The organism is Streptomyces sp. NPDC039465, assembly GCF_055639315.1.
In genome coordinates, this window is sequence record NZ_JBVKAP010000007.1 from 457,112 (window position 1) to 473,240 (window position 16,129).

18 protein-coding genes are annotated in these 16,129 nt (G+C 72.8%); 9 read left to right on the forward strand and 9 right to left on the reverse strand.

The window, feature by feature from the left end:
• Positions 1–5 precede the first annotated feature (5 nt).
• On the forward strand, positions 6–650 hold the full coding sequence (locus tag ACZ7LT_RS24900; protein WP_471238308.1) for an HD domain-containing protein: 645 nt from the start codon (positions 6–8) through the stop codon (positions 648–650).
• Here ACZ7LT_RS24900 and ACZ7LT_RS24905 read toward each other — a convergent pair.
• Both ACZ7LT_RS24905 and ACZ7LT_RS24910 read right to left on the reverse strand, forming a co-directional pair.
• A complete protein-coding gene (locus ACZ7LT_RS24905) occupies positions 647–1,420 on the reverse strand; it encodes a hypothetical protein (protein WP_471238309.1) in 774 nt (257 codons plus the stop codon). The genes ACZ7LT_RS24900 and ACZ7LT_RS24905 overlap by 4 nt on opposite strands.
• Positions 1,421–1,989: 569 nt before the next feature.
• Positions 1,990–2,970 (reverse strand): hypothetical protein, encoded by a 981-nt coding sequence (locus ACZ7LT_RS24910; protein WP_471238310.1) that lies wholly within the window; start codon positions 2,968–2,970, stop codon positions 1,990–1,992.
• A gap of 196 nt (positions 2,971–3,166) precedes the next feature.
• On the opposite strand from ACZ7LT_RS24910, the gene ACZ7LT_RS24915 reads away from it, so the two are divergent.
• Positions 3,167–4,393, forward strand: coding sequence for a Cmx/CmrA family chloramphenicol efflux MFS transporter (locus tag ACZ7LT_RS24915; RefSeq protein ID WP_471238359.1), 1,227 nt, complete (start codon positions 3,167–3,169; stop codon positions 4,391–4,393).
• 16 nt (positions 4,394–4,409) lie between these two features.
• On the opposite strand, the gene ACZ7LT_RS24920 is transcribed toward ACZ7LT_RS24915, so the two are convergent.
• Positions 4,410–5,795, reverse strand: coding sequence for a serine hydrolase domain-containing protein (locus tag ACZ7LT_RS24920; protein WP_471238311.1), 1,386 nt, complete (start codon positions 5,793–5,795; stop codon positions 4,410–4,412).
• Positions 5,796–5,856: 61 nt separating this feature from the next.
• Positions 5,857–7,044, reverse strand: coding sequence for an MFS transporter (locus ACZ7LT_RS24925; RefSeq protein ID WP_471238312.1), 1,188 nt, complete (start codon positions 7,042–7,044; stop codon positions 5,857–5,859).
• A 108-nt stretch (positions 7,045–7,152) separates the two neighbouring features.
• Here ACZ7LT_RS24925 and ACZ7LT_RS24930 point away from each other — a divergent pair, with 108 nt between their 5' ends.
• Positions 7,153–8,034: a LysR family transcriptional regulator gene (locus ACZ7LT_RS24930; RefSeq protein ID WP_471238313.1), complete on the forward strand. Its 882-nt coding sequence runs from the start codon at positions 7,153–7,155 to the stop codon at positions 8,032–8,034.
• Positions 8,035–8,084: 50 nt separating this feature from the next.
• Positions 8,085–8,441, forward strand: a complete 357-nt coding sequence (locus ACZ7LT_RS24935) for a Pepco domain-containing protein (RefSeq protein ID WP_471238314.1) — start codon at positions 8,085–8,087, stop codon at positions 8,439–8,441.
• 95 nt (positions 8,442–8,536) lie between these two features.
• On the opposite strand, the gene ACZ7LT_RS24940 is transcribed toward ACZ7LT_RS24935, so the two are convergent.
• The 4 genes from ACZ7LT_RS24940 to ACZ7LT_RS24955 all read right to left on the reverse strand — a co-directional run bounded on the left by ACZ7LT_RS24940 (position 8,537) and on the right by ACZ7LT_RS24955 (position 10,964).
• Positions 8,537–9,763 carry an RNA polymerase sigma factor gene (locus ACZ7LT_RS24940; protein ID WP_471238360.1) on the reverse strand — a complete coding sequence of 409 codons (1,227 nt, stop codon included), beginning with the start codon at positions 9,761–9,763 and terminating at the stop codon, positions 8,537–8,539.
• Between the two features lie 125 nt (positions 9,764–9,888).
• Positions 9,889–10,254 carry a YciI family protein gene (locus ACZ7LT_RS24945; RefSeq protein ID WP_471238315.1) on the reverse strand — a complete coding sequence of 122 codons (366 nt, stop codon included), beginning with the start codon at positions 10,252–10,254 and terminating at the stop codon, positions 9,889–9,891.
• Positions 10,255–10,296: 42 nt separating this feature from the next.
• Complete coding sequence (locus ACZ7LT_RS24950) at positions 10,297–10,611, reverse strand: DUF4031 domain-containing protein (protein WP_471238316.1); 315 nt, start codon at positions 10,609–10,611, stop codon at positions 10,297–10,299.
• Positions 10,608–10,964 carry a hypothetical protein gene (locus ACZ7LT_RS24955; RefSeq protein ID WP_471238317.1) on the reverse strand — a complete coding sequence of 119 codons (357 nt, stop codon included), beginning with the start codon at positions 10,962–10,964 and terminating at the stop codon, positions 10,608–10,610. The genes ACZ7LT_RS24950 and ACZ7LT_RS24955 overlap by 4 nt, the downstream gene beginning before the upstream one ends.
• A gap of 174 nt (positions 10,965–11,138) precedes the next feature.
• Here ACZ7LT_RS24955 and ACZ7LT_RS24960 point away from each other — a divergent pair, with 174 nt between their 5' ends.
• From ACZ7LT_RS24960 to ACZ7LT_RS24970, 3 genes are read left to right on the forward strand one after another with little or no spacing between them, the layout of a single operon-like run.
• A complete protein-coding gene (locus tag ACZ7LT_RS24960) occupies positions 11,139–12,167 on the forward strand; it encodes a MurR/RpiR family transcriptional regulator (protein ID WP_471238318.1) in 1,029 nt (342 codons plus the stop codon).
• Positions 12,168–12,212: 45 nt separating this feature from the next.
• Positions 12,213–13,184, forward strand: coding sequence for an N-acetylmuramic acid 6-phosphate etherase (gene murQ, locus ACZ7LT_RS24965; RefSeq protein ID WP_471238319.1), 972 nt, complete (start codon positions 12,213–12,215; stop codon positions 13,182–13,184).
• A 41-nt stretch (positions 13,185–13,225) separates the two neighbouring features.
• Positions 13,226–14,677 carry a PTS transporter subunit EIIC gene (locus ACZ7LT_RS24970; protein WP_471238320.1) on the forward strand — a complete coding sequence of 484 codons (1,452 nt, stop codon included), beginning with the start codon at positions 13,226–13,228 and terminating at the stop codon, positions 14,675–14,677.
• Between the two features lie 11 nt (positions 14,678–14,688).
• On the opposite strand, the gene ACZ7LT_RS24975 is transcribed toward ACZ7LT_RS24970, so the two are convergent.
• A complete protein-coding gene (locus tag ACZ7LT_RS24975; RefSeq protein WP_471238321.1) occupies positions 14,689–14,904 on the reverse strand; it encodes a hypothetical protein in 216 nt (71 codons plus the stop codon).
• 114 nt (positions 14,905–15,018) lie between these two features.
• On the opposite strand from ACZ7LT_RS24975, the gene ACZ7LT_RS24980 reads away from it, so the two are divergent.
• Both ACZ7LT_RS24980 and ACZ7LT_RS24985 read left to right on the forward strand, forming a co-directional pair.
• The gene (locus ACZ7LT_RS24980; protein WP_471238322.1) at positions 15,019–15,861 is read left to right on the forward strand and encodes a helix-turn-helix domain-containing protein; all 843 of its coding nucleotides are present in this window, start codon (positions 15,019–15,021) and stop codon (positions 15,859–15,861) included.
• Positions 15,842–16,111: a DUF397 domain-containing protein gene (locus tag ACZ7LT_RS24985; RefSeq protein WP_471238323.1), complete on the forward strand. Its 270-nt coding sequence runs from the start codon at positions 15,842–15,844 to the stop codon at positions 16,109–16,111. Before ACZ7LT_RS24980 ends, ACZ7LT_RS24985 begins: the two co-directional genes overlap by 20 nt.
• Positions 16,112–16,129 lie beyond the last annotated feature (18 nt).

The following is a 16,129-nucleotide window of genomic DNA, read 5'->3' on the forward strand; positions in this document are numbered from 1 at the left end:
GCACCATGGCAGCCGACGAAGACCTCCTGCACCGCTGGACGGCAACCCTGCTGACGGCGCGGGGCCACGCGCCGGGCCCGGACCCCTTGCCGTACGGCGAGAACCTGCTGGCCCGCTGGGCGGAGCCGCAGCGCCGCTACCACACGACGTCCCACCTGCGGGCGGTCCTCGACCGGATCGACGAACTCGCCCCGTACGCGAAGGACTTGGCGGTGGTTCAGCTCGGCGCCTGGTTCCACGACGCCGTCTACCGGCCGGACCGCTCGGAGAACGAGGAACGCAGCGCCGCCCTCGCCGAACGCGCCCTGCCCGAGGCGGGCCTGCCGCCGGCCAAGACCGCCGAGGTGGCCCGCCTGGTCCGGCTCACTGTCACGCACGACCCGGCCGCCGGGGACGCCGACGGCGAGGTGCTGTGCGACGCGGACCTGGCGATCCTGGCGACCGACGCGGATACGTACGGGGGGTACGTGGCGGCGGTGCGGGAGGAGTACGGCTTCGTCCCCGACGAGGCGTTCCGGAGCGGCCGGGCGGCGGTGCTGCGCCAACTCCTCGCGCTGCCGCGGCTGTTCCGCACCCCGTACGGCGCCGAGCACTGGGAGGCGGCCGCGCGCCGCAACCTCACGGCGGAGCTGGCGCGGCTGGGAAGCTAGGGACACTCGCGTGAGCGGTACGCCTTCCCGCTGACGTACTCGACCCGCAGCCCGGCGCCCTTGTCCTCCAGGATGTGCAGGGTGCCGTCCCAGGGCGCCCAGTGCCGGGGTACGAGATAGAGCCGGTCCCCGGAGACGTGGAAGAGCCGCAGCCCGGCGTACCGGTAGCGGTACGGGCTGCCCTTCTCCGTGACCAGGGACAGACAGCTCCCGCCGCCGCGGATCAGCAGGTCCTTCTCGCTGAACACGACGACGGCGGGCAGCCCGCCGGCCACACTCCGCGCGGTGTCGGCCGCCCGCCCCCGCCCGACGATCCCGGCGTAGGCGTACACCGACCAGAACAGTGCGACCACGGCGACGAGCAGCGCGAGCGCCCACAGCCGCGGCCGGGGTGCGTCCCGGCTCCGCGCGTACGCGGTGAGCAGCACCCCGACGAGCACGGCGAGCGGCACGACGACCTCCCCCACACCGGGCGCGACCGGATACACCCCCACGGCCGCGAGGGCCCCCACCCACGCCCACCGCATCCCCCGCACCACCGCCTCCGGCACCCGCCGATGCCCGGCGTATGCCCCGAAGGCGAGGGCGGCCGCGACGAGCACGGGCAGGTAGAGCGCGTTGACACTGCGCAGGAGGTAGTCGGCGGTGGACAGCCGGAAGAGGTTGTCCCGCAGCCCGAGGGCCTTGGTCTCGGCGTCGGTACTGGCCCACCCGAAGTAGAACAAGACGGCGGTGAACAGGGACAGGAGCGACCCGAAGGTTCCAAGCAATTCGGCGAGGCGGCCGGGGGCGGGGGTGTCGTCGGGCGGCGGGGCAGGGTCCGGCCGCGCGGCCGGGCTGCCGGAGGCGGGCGGGGCCGGCTCGCCTCCCGGCGCGGGCGGGCCCGGGCTCGTACGCGCCGCGGGGACGCGTCCCGACGCGGAGGCATCCGCGCCCGGGACGGGGGCTCTCCCGGCGGGAGAACCCGGCGACGCGTCCGCGCCAGCCGCGGCAGGCGCCGTGGCCGGGCCGCCCGGCCGCGCGGCCGGACCCGGGTCGCCTCCGGGGTCCGCAGGCACCCCCGCCGCTCGACCACCGGGCGCCGGGTCGGCCCCCGGACCCGCGTCGCCCCCGGGACGAGCAGGCGCCCCCGTCGCTGGACCACCCTCCGGGCCCTGACTGCCGGAAGCAGCCGCATCGCTCCCCCTGCCGCCGGAGGCGGCCGGGGCCGGCTCACCTCCCGGCGCGGCAGGCGCCGTGGCCGGGCCGCCCGGCCGCGCGGCCGGACCCGCTTCGCCCCCGGCGCCCGCAGGCGCCCCCGCCGCCGGGGGCAGCCCGGGTCGGCGTGTGCGGCGGCGCGTCATGTCGGGTCCGGGGCCGAAGGGTCCGGATCCGTCGGGGACGGGGGCGAGGGTTCCGGATCCGTCGGGGACGGGGGCGGGGCCGTCGGGGACGGGTCGGGGCCGTCGGGGGGCTCGATCGTCAGGGTTCGCTGGCCCGCCGCCGGGCCCGTCGCGTAGACGCGGACCGTGCGGCGGCCCGGCGATGTGCCCTCCGGGACCAGGAAGGTGAGCGTCAGGCGATCGCCCGACATCCGCATGTCCTCCGTGGCCACGTACGCGCCGCCCAGGTGGACGATCACCCCCTTGTACGCGTCGCCGTAGTCGAAGAAGGTGCCCCGCAGCTCCACCTCCACCGTCTCCCCGGGGCGCGCCACCGCGTCCCCGCCCGCGTTCAGGCGGACGATGCGCCACTGGCACGCGGCCGTCCCGGCCCCGCCCGGCGGCTTGCGGAGCGTCGTCGTGGCGCCGGGGTGCTCGCGGTGCCAGCGCAGCAGGCGGCCCAGGACTTCGTACGCCGCGCGGCCCTTGCACGTGGCCGGACGGCCGCCCGGCACCGCCTCGTACGCCCGCGCCGCCGCCTGCCAGCTGCCGCCCTTGCCCTGGACGGCCATGCACGCCTCGGCGAGGCCGCGTACGACGTCCCAGGCCTCCGGCTCGGAGTGCGTGGTCTGCTCGTAGTCCTCCGGGGCGTCGGGGATCTCGCGCCGGGCCGCGCCGCAGTCGCGGGGCCGCTCGCGCAGGAGGTCGTAGACGCTCTCGGGGTCGGGGGCCTTCTCCGTGTTGGGTGCGCCGGGCCCGGGCGGCAGGAAGGAGATGCCCTCGTCGTCGGGGCCGCCGGGCCGTGGGCTGTCGTCGCCGGTGGGCGGGCGCCACGTCGGCGTTCCGGTCGCCGAGGCCCGCGCGCTCGGCCCCGCGCCGTCGGCCCCCGGCGCCCCCTCGTCGTTGCAGCCCGCGGCCCCCGTGAGGGCCAGGGCCAGTAACACCGCGTACACACGCATCGTCCGCACCGCGCACCCCCCGGCTCCGGGTGTTCCTGGCCGTCATGATGGCGCGGCCCCACCGGCCTGGGAAGGAGAACAGCCGTACGGGCTGTACGCACCCCCGGGCCGGGGAATGCCAGGATCAAGCCGGGTGTTGGCACATGTCATGCCGCCTTCCTCCGCCGAGCGCACCCCCACCCCCGCACGCCCCCGTATGCCTCTGGCCGTCTACATCCTCGGCCTCTCCGTCTTCGCGCTCGGCACGAGCGAGTTCATGCTCTCCGGCCTGCTGCCGACCATCGCGGACGACATGAACGTGTCGATCCCCCGCGCCGGTCTCCTCATCTCCGCGTTCGCGATCGGCATGGTCGTCGGCGCCCCGCTGTTGGCCGTGGCGACGCTGCGGCTGCCCCGCAAGACGACCCTGATCACGCTGATCACCGTCTTCGGCCTCGGCCAGGTCGCCGGTGCGCTCGCTCCGACCTACGAGATCCTCTTCGCGTCCCGGGTGGTCAGCGCGCTCGCCTGCGCCGGTTTCTGGGCGGTCGGCGCGGCCGTCGCCATCGCGACCGTGCCGTTCAACACGCGCGCCCGGGCGATGGCCGTCATGATCGGCGGGCTGTCCATCGCCAATGTGCTGGGCGTCCCGGCGGGGGCGTTCCTCGGTGAGCACCTGGGCTGGCGGTCGGCGTTCTGGGCGGTCGGCGCGGCGTCCGCGATCGCGCTGGTGGGCATCCTGGCCAAGATCCCGCACATCCCGCTTCCGGAGCGCAGGCCGGAGCTCAAGGGTGAGCTGGCGATCTATCGCGACCGCCAGGTCTGGTTGTCGATCGTGATCACGGCGCTGGCGGCGGGCGGCGTGTTCTGCGCATTCTCGTACCTCGCTCCGCTCCTGACGGAGGTGGCCGGTCTCGACGCCCGCTGGGTCTCGGCGGTGCTCGGCCTGTTCGGTGTCGGCGCACTGATCGGTACGACGATCGGTGGCCGGGTCGCCGACGCCCACCTCTTCGGGGTGCTGCTGAGCGGCATCACGGCCTCCACGGTCTTCCTGGCCGCGCTGGCGCTGTTCGCGTCCAGCCCGGTCGCGGTGGTCGTGCTGTCGTTCCTGTTGGGCGTCTCGGCGTTCTACACGGCCCCGGCCCTGAACGCCCGTATGTTCAACGTCGCGGGCGCCGCCCCCACCCTGGCGGGCGCCACGACGACCGCCGCCTTCAACCTCGGCAACACCGGCGGCCCCTGGCTGGGCGGCACCGTCATCGACGCCGGCCTCGGCTTCCCCGCGACGGCCTGGGCGGGCGGGGCGATGACGGTCGTCGCGCTGGCCGCCGTGGCGCTCTCGCTGCGTCTGCATGCCTCCCGCTCGCGGGTCGTGGCGGGCGCGCGGGCGGCGGAGCGCAGCAGCGACGACACCGAGCTGGTGGACGGGCGGCCGGCCCCCTGACGCGGCACGCGGCGGCCTACGCCTGCGGCACCCGGCTGAAGAGCCGGCCCGCGAGGTCGATGCCGGTGATCGTGCCGCTGTCGTCGCGGGTGAAGAAGCCGCGCTGTCCCTTCAGGCCGCCGCCGGTGACGATGTACTCGTCCCCATCGCCGGGCAGCAGCCCCATGGGCGCCGGCTCGTGGTCCGCCGGGATTTCGGTCTCGGCCGCGGCCCGGATCTCCGGCTTGATGCCGGCCCCGAGTGTCAGCTCGCCGCCGTCGGCCGCGATGGTGATCGTCATCGCGTCGATGTCGTACCGGCCGACGATCTCCTCGGCCCGCGCCGCGTCGAAGGGCATCGGCTCGGGGTCCTTGTCCACCACACCGAGGTAGTGCTCCAGCGCCCAGCGGACGACGGCCTGGTTGCACGGGATGCCCTCGGGGCCGGCGTTGGACATCACGGCGACGGCGAAGTTCCGCTCCGGTACCAGGAGCAGTTCGGCGAACTGGCCGTTCGCCGATCCGCCGCTGCCGACCGTGCGGACGCCGTCCACGTCGCGCAGGAACCAGCAGATACCGAAGGCGTCGCCGAGGCTGCTGGCCCGCAGTTCGGCCGTGGGCTCCTGCATGCGGCGCAGCGCCTCGGCGGGCAGGATCCGCTCGCCGTTTTCGGTGGTGCCGTCGCCGAGGTGGAAGCGGCCCATGCGGAGCAGGTCGGCCGCCGAGGCGGCGAGGCCGCCGCCGGGGTTGTTGCCGCGGGCGAGCCGCCAGGCCGACGCGACGGAGAGGTCGCCGTTCTCGTCGGCGTTGTGGCCGACGGCGAACCGGCGGGTCATCACGTCCGCGGTGCCGAAGAAGGTGTTCGCGAGTCCGAGGGGCCAGAACAGGAGCTGGGCGACGGCCCGTTCGTACGTCTCGCCGGTGACGTTCTCGATGATCCGGCCGGCCAGGTTGTAGCCGGCCTGGCTGTAGGAGGCGCGGGTGCCGGGCGGCGTGAGCTGCTCCAGGTCGGCCATCTTGGCCACGAAGGCGGCGAGGGCGTCGTCGCCGTCGCCGGTGTCGACGATGACGTTCCAGTCGAGGCCGGCGGTGTGGTTGAGCAGGTTGAGTACGGTCATCTCCGCTGCGGCCCGCTCGTCGGAGAGGGCGAGCTCGGGTACGTAGCGGCGGACCGGCGCGTCGAGGTCGACGCGGCCGTCGGCGACCAGGCGCATCAGGGCGGTAGCGGTGTACGCCTTGGTGATCGAGCCGATCTGGAACAGCGTGTCGCGGTCCACGGGGAGGGGGTTGGCCAGGCTTGTCACGCCGTGGGCGGCGTAGACCTCCTGGCCGTCCACCCAGACGCCGACCGAGACCCCCGGGATGCCGAACTTTCCTGCGGTGGCCTCGACGACCTCGGCGAGCTTCTCCTGCGACTGCGACATGGTTTTCCCCTCATCAACGGCTTGCACTTTGTTCAAGAGGAACGTTAGCCCACCACTTGAACTAAGTGCAAGATCTAGGGGTGGCCGTCACGACCAGCGCGCCCACCGCGAGCACACCGCCCACCCCCATCACGGCCGCCACCCCCGCCGCGTCCGCCGCCAGTCCTCCCACCAACGCCCCCAGCGCAATGGCCGCGTTGAACACCCCCGCGAACAGCGCAGCCCCCGCCTCCCGGTCCTCAGGCACCGCTGCCATCACCCACGCCTGCGTGCTCACCGACACACCCCCGTACGCCAGCCCCCACACCACGAGCAGCACCACAGCCGTCACCACCGACCCGCCCACCACCGGGATCAGCAGCACCGTCGCCGCCAGCGTCGAGGCGATGACGAGCAGCGTCCCGCGCGGCGAGCGGCCCGCCCCGGCTCCCGCCGCGAAGTTGCCCACGACGCCCGCGACGCCGTACACCAGCAGCAGGGTCCCGATCAGGCCCGCGCCCACCCCGGAGACCTCCTCCAGGACCGGGCGCACGTACGTGTACGCGGCGAAGTGCCCCGTCACCAGCAGCGCCACCACCGCCAGGCCCGTCCGCAGCGCCGGGTGGCCCAGCAGCCGCGCCACACCCCCGAGCCGCACGGCCCGCTCGGCGGGCAGCGGCGGCAGCAGCACGGCCAGCGCCGCCCCGACGAGCAGCGCGAGACCGGCGCCGGCCACGAACGCGGCACGCCAGGAGGCCAGTTCGCCGAGGTACGTGCCCGCCGGCACCCCGAGCACCGACGCCACCGCGATCCCGCTGAAGATCAGCGCGGTCGCCGAGGCGACGGACTCCCGCGCCACCAGCCGTACGGCGAGCCCCGCCGCGATCGCCCACACCCCGCCCATGCCCACGCCGACCAGCACCCGCCCGGCGACCATCACCGCGAACGACGGCGACCAGGCGGCCAGCAGATTCCCCGCCGCGAGCACGCCCATCAGCGCGACGAGCGCCCACCGCCGGTCGAGCCGCCCGAGCAGCGGGGTGACCAGCGGCGCGGAGAGGGCCGCGACGAGCCCGGTGATCGTCAGGGTGAGTCCGGCCGTGCCCTCGGAGACCCCCAGCGCCGCGCCCATCGGGGTGAGCAGCCCGACGGGCAGCATCTCGGAGGTGACGACGGTGAAGGTCGCGAGCGCCACGACGGCGACGGCGAGCCGCCCCCCAGAGCGGGCGCGTACGGGTATGTCTTCGATCGTGCTCTCGGTCTGTGCCATGCCTCAAGGCAACCGGCACGCCACCGGCGGAACAACGGCCGTTCTCTCATCCTTCTATGAGCGAGGCTCATCGATCAGGTAGATCGGGAGGACACGAAGGAGACAGGCGTGGACATCCGCGAGCTGGAGGCGTTCCTCGTCCTCTCCGAGGAGCTGCACTTCGGCCGTACCGGCGAGCGCCTCTACGTCTCCCAGAGCCGCATCAGCCAGCTCCTGCGCTCCCTGGAACACCGCGTCGGCGCCCCGCTGGTCGAGCGCACGAGCCGCCGCGTGCGCCTGACCCCGCTCGGCGAGCGGTTCCTCACGGACCTGCGCCCGGCGTACGAACGGCTGGGCGCCGTCCTCGATGCGGCGAAGGCGGCGGCGCGGGGCGTCGAGGGGACCTTGCGCATCGGCTTCCAGTCCACGGTCAACGACCATCTCGTGGACGCGGTCTCCGCCTTGCACACGCGCCACCCGCACTGCGCGACCACGATCACGGAGATCCCGCTGTGCGACCCGTTCGGGGCGCTGCACCGCGGCGAGGTCGACACAGCCGTCGTGCTGCTGCCGGTCCGGGAGCCGGAGTTGACGCTCGGGCCGGTGTTCTCCCGCCGTCAGCAGACCCTCGCGGTCTCCACGGCCCACCCGTTCGCGGCCCGTACGTCCGTCACGGCCGAGGAGCTCGCCGACTGCACCCTGATCGACATCGGCCCTCCGGCCCCCGCGTACTGGCGCCGGGCCGCCGCCCCGGGTCTGACCCCGTCCGGCCCGCGGGTCTCCACCCTCCAGGAGGGGCTGACCCTGGCAGCCGCCGACCGCGGGGCGATGCTGCTGTGCCGTCCGACGGCCGCCACCCACAGCAACCGTGCCCGCGCCCTGACCTTCGTCCCGGTGACCGGTCTGCCCCCGTCGGCTCTGGGCCTGGTCTGGCGCAAGGGCCACGAGACGGCTCACATCCGCGCCTTCGCCGACGCGATCACCGAGACGGACCCCGACAGACCCGACTGACCCCTACAGTTGACAATCCGTACCGTTCACCGCAGTTCAGGGGGCGCACCATGACCGGAATCGCCAACGACGGCAACGACGGCATCGAGGAGCAGAGCCTCCCGTTCTGGGTGGAGGTGACCGAGACGGACGAGGAAGAGTCCACGATGGGCGTCTTCGGGCGGCGCGGCGAGCGGGAGACCGCCCTGCGGCCGGTGCCGCTGGGCCCCCTGCGCAAGAACCTCGCGGACACGGTCGACGCCCTGCAGAAGGTCTTCGCGGACGTGGCCGAGCGCGGCGGCGCCCTGCCGCTCGCCGAGGCACAGCTCACGTTCCAGGTGACCGCGACCGGTGGTATCCAGCTCATCGGAGGCGGGCAGGTGACGGGGACGCGCGGGCTGACCCTCACCTTCAAGCGCCCTTCGTAGCCGCGCATGGCCGGTACAAGGCCCTGAACACCGCCCTGCGCTCCGACGGAGCTGATCCCACCACGAAGATCACGACTTACGGCTGCCGTGACTGATCAAAGATCCGCCGGACAGACCCTGGGCCCCGGCGCCGTCTCCTCCGCGCGCGCCAGCAGCAGTTCACGCTCGCGGGCGTTGCGCGCAAGCGACGCCGCGCGGGCGAATTCCGCACGGGCCTCGGAGACGCGGCCCAGGCGTTCCAGCAGGTCGCCGCGGACGCTCGGGAGCAAGTGGTAGGTCCTCAGGGCCGGTTCGTCGGTCAGGGCGTCGACGAGGGGGAGGGCCGCCGCCGGGCCTTCAGCCATCGAGACGGCGACCGCGCGGTTGAGTTCGATCACCGGGGACGGGGTGAGCGCCATCAGGCGGGCGTAGAGGGAGGCGATCGTCGACCAGTTCGTGTCCTCGTAGCGGACCGCCTGGGCGTGGCATGCGGCGATCGCGGCCTGGAGTGCGTACGGGCCCTCGCCCGCCCGACGCAGCGCGTCGAAGCCGCGGCGGATCAGCAGGCGGTTCCAGCGGGCGCGGTTCTGGTCGGCGAGCAGGACCGGCTCGCCGTCGGGGCCCGTGCGGGTCGTCGTCCGGGACGCCTGGAACTCCAGGAGCGAGGCCAGGCCGTGCACTTCGCCCTCCTCGGGCATCAGCCCCTGCAGGACCCGCGCCAGCCGCAGCGCGTCCTCGCACAGCGCCGGGCGGAGCAGGTCGTCCCCGGCCGTGGCCGCGTAACCCTCGTTGAAGATCAGGTAGATGACCTCCAGGACCGACGAGAGACGCGCGGCGCGGTCCTCGCCGTACGGCACCTCGTACGGCACCGCCGCCTTCGCCAGCGTCCGCTTCGCGCGCACGACGCGCTGCGCCACCGTCGCCTCCGGCGCGAGGAACGCCCGCGCGATCTCCTCCGTCGTCAGCCCGCCCAGCAGCCGCAGCGTGAGCGCGACCCTCGCCTCCGTCGACAGCACCGGATGGCACGCCGTGAAGATCAGCCGCAGCAGGTCGTCGTCGATGTCGTCCGGCTCCGACGGCTCGGGCGGCGGCGGTACGTCCTCCAGGGTCCGCCCGACCTCCGCCAGCTTCCGCGCGTACGTCTCCTTGCGGCGTACGAGGTCGATCGCGCGGTGTTTGGCGGTGGCCATGAGCCAGGCTCCCGGTCTCTCCGGGACGCCCGTCTCCGGCCACCGCTCCAGCGCGGCGACCAGCGCGTCCTGCGCGATCTCCTCGGCGATGCCGACGTCCCGCACGATGCGGGCGACCCCGGCGATGATCCGTGCGGACTCGATCCGGAACACCGCCTCGACCGCGCGCGTCGCCCGCTGCGACTCCCGCTCCGAGGCCCGCTCCGACGGTTCCGTCGCCCGTTCTTCATCCGTCACGGCCGCCCATCAGAGCAGCCGCGCCCCACCCCCGCAAACGGTCAGGCTCCGGGCTCTTCGATCTCGCGGACCTCGCAGGTGACCTTCCACTCCGCCGGGTGGATCTCCAGAAACCGCTTCGCCCACTCCAGCGCCTCGGCCTTGTCCTTCGCCTGGATGATGCAGTAGCCGCCGACGACCTCCTTGGTCTCGGTGAACGGCCCGTCGGTGTAGCCGATCTTGCCGCCGGACCAGATGACCCGGGTGCTCTCGGAGGTCGGCTTCAGACCGGCCGTGTCCAGCATGACCCCCGCCTTGGTGATCTCCTCGAACAGCGCGCCCATGCGCTTGTCAAAGTCCTCCCCGGGAGGGGGACCGGCGTGGAGTTCGTTCTCGTCGATACGGACCAGCGTCATGAAACGCGGCATGGTGACTCCTCGGTCGGTGCGGACGGGGACTGTCCCCGCCTCTCACCCTTGCGTCGAACGGGAGACCCCCGGATCGACAGGCCGCCCAGAATTCTTCCGGGGATTCTTCGGCCGCCGCAGGCCCGCCTCCCTCAGCCGCCGCAGGAGTTCCTTGGAGCTGACCTCCACCGCCCCGGCCGCCACCGCGTCCCCGTACCGCTCCGACGGCAGGTCGTAGTGGTCCCGGTCGAAGGCGCGGGCCGGGGCGCCAATGCCGGCGGCGAAGGCGTGGAGCTCGTCGAAGGACACGTCGCTGACCAGGTGGGACCACATGCGGCCGTGTCCGGGCCACTGCGGAGGATCGACGTAGACCGTCACCGCAGGCCACCGACCGGGGCCACGACCACGCCCTGTTTGCCGCAGACCCAGTGCGGATTCGGGCCCAGCTCGGGTTCGACGTCGAGGGAGTGGGGATCGCCCGACGAACAGACCGGACACAGCGGCCAGCGGCCGTACTTCTCCAGCAGCGCGTCCTGTACGTCTTGGGCGACCAGCCCGGCGACGTACTCAAGGCCTTCCGGCCACTGCTCGACCCACCAGCGGCGGTGGGTCACCGCGTCCTCGACAAGGGTCACGACCTCGGCCTGGGCGACGTCGCGGGCCACGAGGTCGGCGAGGACCAGGGCGCGGGCGGCGTGCAGGGCCTGCTCCAGGGGGTCTACGGCGTTCATGGGTCCATTGTCTCCCTGGTGGCGGCACAGGGGTTGACGCCTCTGAAGGGCCGAAAATATCTTTCAAGTGTGACGGATGACGTGAAGGAAATTTTCACCGCGTCGGCGGGCTCGATGCCGGGTTCGGTACCGGGTTCGGTACCGGGCTCGGTGCCGGGTTCAGTGGCAGGCTCGGTGGCGGGAAGCAGACACCCCGCCCCCGCGCCCCTCGCCGCCGCCGTCGGCCCCCAAGGCCCCCAAAGCCGCCCCCAGGCCTCCCACGGCAAGCAGGGCCCGCGAAGCAGCACCCCCCACCCGCCCCAAGGCCAGAGCACAACCGACGCGCCCCCCGCCCCCGCCGCCCTCGCCGCCAAGGTCCGCACCCTCGCGCCGTCCATGACCCGCTCCATGCAGCGCGTCGCCGAGGCCGTCGCCGCCGACCCGGCCGGCTGCGCCGCCCTCACCGTCACCGGCCTCGCCGAACTCACCGGCACGAGCGAGGCGACGGTCGTCCGCACCGCCCGCCTCCTCGGCTACCCCGGCTACCGCGACCTCCGCCTCGCCCTCGCCGGTCTCGCCGCCCAGCAGCAGTCCGGCCGCGCCCCCTCCGTCACCGCCGACATAGCCGTCGACGACCCGATCGCCGACGTCGTCGCCAAACTCGCCTACGACGAGCAGCAGACCCTCGCCGACACCGCCGCCAACCTGGACACCGTGCAGCTCGGCGCGGCCGTCGCCGCCCTCGCCACCGCCCGCCGTATCGACATCTACGGCGTCGGCGCCTCCGGCCTCGTGGCCCAGGACCTCGGCCAGAAGCTCCTGCGCATCGGCCTGCTCGCGCACGCGCACAGCGACCCGCACCTCGCCGTCACCAACGCCGTCCAGCTCCGCTCCGGAGACGTCGCCATCGCCATCACCCACTCCGGCTCGACCGGCGACGTCATCGAACCCCTGCGCGCCGCCTTCGACCACGGCGCCACCACGGTCGCGATCACCGGCCGCCCGGACGGGCCGGTCTCGCAGTACGCCGACCACATACTCACCACCTCCACCGCCCGCGAGAGCGAGCTGCGCCCGGCGGCGATGTCGTCCCGTACGAGCCAACTCCTCGTCGTCGACTGCCTGTTCACGGGCGTGACCCAGCGGACGTACGAGACGGCCGCCCCGGCCCTCGCCGCCTCCTACGAAGCGCTCGCGCACCGCCACGCCCCCCGCACCCGCTGAGCCCCGAGCCGCGGGACCCCGAGCCGCCAAGCCGCCGAAAGAGCCATGACCAGGTACTCCGAACTGCGCGCCGAACTCGCCTCGCTCACCACCGAGGCCTTCCGCCCCGAACTGGCGGAGATCGACCAACTGCCCACGGAAGACATCGCCCGGCTGATGAACGGCGAGGACCAGACCGTCCCCTCCGCCGTCGCCGCGCAACTCCCCGCCATCGCCGCCGCGATCGACGCCACCGCCGAGCGCATGGCCAGAGGCGGCCGCCTCGTCTACGCCGGCGCCGGGACCGCCGGCCGCCTCGGCGTCCTCGACGCCAGCGAGTGCCCGCCCACCTTCAACACCGACCCCTCCCAGGTCGTCGGCCTGATCGCGGGCGGCCCGACGGCCCTCGTCACCTCCGTCGAGGGCGCCGAGGACTCCAAGGACCTGGCCGCCGAAGACCTCGACGCGCTGAAACTGACCCCCGACGACACCGTCGTCGGCGTCTCCGCCTCGGGCCGCACGCCGTACGCGCTGGGCGCCGTCGAACACGCCCGCGCCCAGGGCGCGCTGACCATCGGCCTGTCCTGCAACGCCGACAGCCCCCTCGCCGCCGCCGCCGACCACGGCCTGGAGATCGTCGTCGGCCCCGAACTCCTCACCGGCTCGACCCGGCTGAAGGCGGGCACGGCCCAGAAGCTGGTCCTCAACATGATCTCGACCATCACGATGATCCGCCTCGGCAAGACCTACGGAAACCTGATGGTCGACGTCCGCGCCTCCAACGACAAACTCCGCGCCCGCTCCCGAAGGATCGTCGCCCTGGCAACGGACGCGACCGACGCCCAGATCGAAAGGGCGCTCACAGCGGCCGACGGCGAGGTGAAGACGGCGATCCTGATGCTCCTGGCGGACGTTGACGCAGACCGGGCGGACGAACTCCTGACGGAGTCGGGGGGCCATTTGCGTACCGCGTTGGGGGCAATCGTCCCGCAGGGCGGGACGGGTGGGCACAACGCCCACGACGCCGGGCGCCGATAAGGCCCCGGCACCCACGAACCCCCGCACAGCAAGGCCCCCACATGGAAGACGCACGCAGAACCGCCACCACCCTCCTCCCCCTCCTCGGCGGCGCCGACAACGTCACCACCGTCGCCCACTGCATGACCCGCCTCCGCCTCGGCCTCCGCGACCGCTCCCTCGTCCAGGACGACGCCATCCGCGCCCTCCCCGGCGTCCTCGGCGTCGTCGACGACGACACGTACCAAGTCGTCCTCGGCCCCGCCGCCGTCGCCAAGGTCACCACCGCGTTCGAGGCGCTCCTCAGCACCACACCCCCCACCGCCGACGACCTCGCCGCCACCGGCGCCGCCCTCAAGGCCGCCCAGAAGGCCAGGAACCAGACCCCGCTCAAACAGCTCCTGCGCCGCGTCGCGAACATCTTCGTCCCGCTGATCCCCGCCCTCATCGGCTGCGGCATCATCGCCGGCCTCAACGGCCTGCTCGTCAACCTCCGCTGGCTCCCCTCCGTCACCCCCGCCCTCGCCGCCGTCGCCTCCGGCTTCATGGCGCTGATCGCGGTCTTCGTCGGCTACAACACGGCGAAGGAGTTCGGCGGCACACCGATCCTCGGCGGCGCGGTCGCCGCGATCATCGTCTTCCCGGGCGTGGCGAAGACGGAGGCGTTCGGCCAGTCCCTCTCCCCCGGCCAGGGCGGCGTCCTCGGTGCGCTCGGCGCGGCGGTCCTCGCGGTGTACGTGGAGAAGTGGTGCCGCCGCTGGGTGCCCGGCACCCTCGACGTGCTCGTCACCCCGACCCTGACCGTCCTGGTCTCCGGCCTGGTCACGATCTACGGCCTCATGTACGTCGCCGGCGAGGTCTCCACCGCCATCGGCACCTTCGCCGACTGGCTCCTCGCCCACGCGGGCGCGGGCGCCGGATTCGTCCTCGGCGGACTCTTCCTCCCGCTGGTGATGCTCGGCCTGCACCAGGCCCTCATCCCCATCCACACCACCCTCATCGAGCAGCAGGGCAGTACGGTCCTGCTCCCCATCCTCGCGATGGCCGGCGCGGGCCAGGTCGGCGCGGCCATGGCGGTGTACGTCCGGCTGTCCCGCAACCGATCCATCCGCCGCACGATCAAGTCCGCCCTCCCAGCGGGTCTGCTGGGCGTGGGCGAGCCCCTGATCTACGGCGTCTCGCTCCCCCTCGGCCGCCCCTTCGTCACCGCCTGCGTCGGCGGCGCCTTCGGAGGCGGCTTCATCGGGCTGTTCAACATGCTCGGCGACCACGTCGGCTCGACGGCCATCGGCCCGTCCGGCTGGGCGCTCTTCCCGCTCCTCGACGGCAACAAGGGCCTGGCGGAGACGGTTGCGATCTACGCCGGCGGGCTCCTCGTCGGGTACGTGACCGGTTTCGCGGCCACGTACTTCTTCGGCTTCAGCAAGCAGCTCCTCGCCGACTTCGACGTCGACGTGGACGCCGGAGACCCGTCAGCGCCCGAAGCCCCGACGAGGGACCCGGTGTCGGTCTAGCAGACGAGTCCTCATTTACGGGCGTGGTGCAGCACGGCGACGAGCCGTAGCGCGGTGTCCAGGTTGCAGCGCCCCAACTCGACGAGCGGGTACGGGTCCGAGCCCGCCGCCGACACCGGATCCATCCGCAGCGACGGCAGGGTGACCCCGGCCGCCCCGAGCTCGGACCTGAGCTGCGCCACGACGTCCTCAACGGCCCGCAGGCGCTCACTCGCGGTCATCGTCATCTGCATCTACCTCCACACCGAGTGTTTCTCGTTCCTCACACAGCGTGTCCGCTGCGAGGCTAGCCTGAACAGATCGGAGGCCCAACAATCCCACCTGTACGAGAGGGAGTTGCCATGCCCGGACGCAAGGACCTCGACCCGTCCTCCAACCCCCGCGCCTTGATCGGCGCCGAACTGCGCCACGCGCGCGAGAAGGCCGGCCTGAGCCAGGAGGCTTGCGGGGAACCACTCTTCGTGAGCGGGTCCTACATCGGCGCGATGGAGAACGGAACGCGTCGCATTCCGCCAGACATTGCGATCCAACTCGACAAGATGTTGGGAACGGGCGACTTCTTCGAGCGCAACTGTGGCGCCGCGAACCAGTCGAAGTACCCCGACCACTTCGCGGAGGCGGCGGACGCCGAGGCGATCGCGGAGCGGATCAAGGAGTACGCACCGCTGCTGATCCCGGGGTTGCTGCAGACAGAGGCGTACGCACGGGAGGTGTTCTGGGCTTACAAGCCCACGGCGCTGGAGTCGGAGATCGAGAAACTGATGGAGGGCAGGCTCGATCGCACGCGGCTTCTCGACGATCCAACAAAACCGATGGTGTGGGCGGTTCTTGATGAGGCTGTACTGCGCAGGGAGGTTGGCGGGGCTGAGGTGATGGCCGAGGCGCTGGGCCATATCGCGGCGCTGATCCGGCGTCGGAGGGTGATTGTGCAGGTGCTGCCGTTCTCGGGGGGCGCGCATGCAGCGATGAACGGGGCGCTCAAGCTGATGTCCTTCGAGGACGCCCCACCGCTCGCCTGGTTGGAAGTACTGAACACAGGACGACTGGAAGACGACCCGGCCAGTGTCGCCCGCTACGAACTCACCTACGATTTGCTGCGGGCCAGCGCACTGTCACCCCAAGAATCCCTGGCCCTGATCGAGTCAGTGGCGGAGGATTACGCCCATGAAGATCAAGAGCCCTGAGTACGACCTGACCACGGCGGTCTGGCACAAGTCCAGCTACAGCGGCGCCAGCGGTGGCGACTGCCTGGAGGTCGCCACCTGGCGCAAGTCCACGTACAGCGGCGGCGAGGGCGGTAACTGCCTCGAAGTCTCCGACGACCACCCCGGCGTCGTCCCCGTCCGCGACTCCAAGAACCCTGACGGCCCGCACCTCGCCTTCCGCGCCGCCGCCTGGGCCGTCTTCGTCGCCGGGCTCACGTCCGTACGGTAGGCGCGGCGCGGCTCTGGC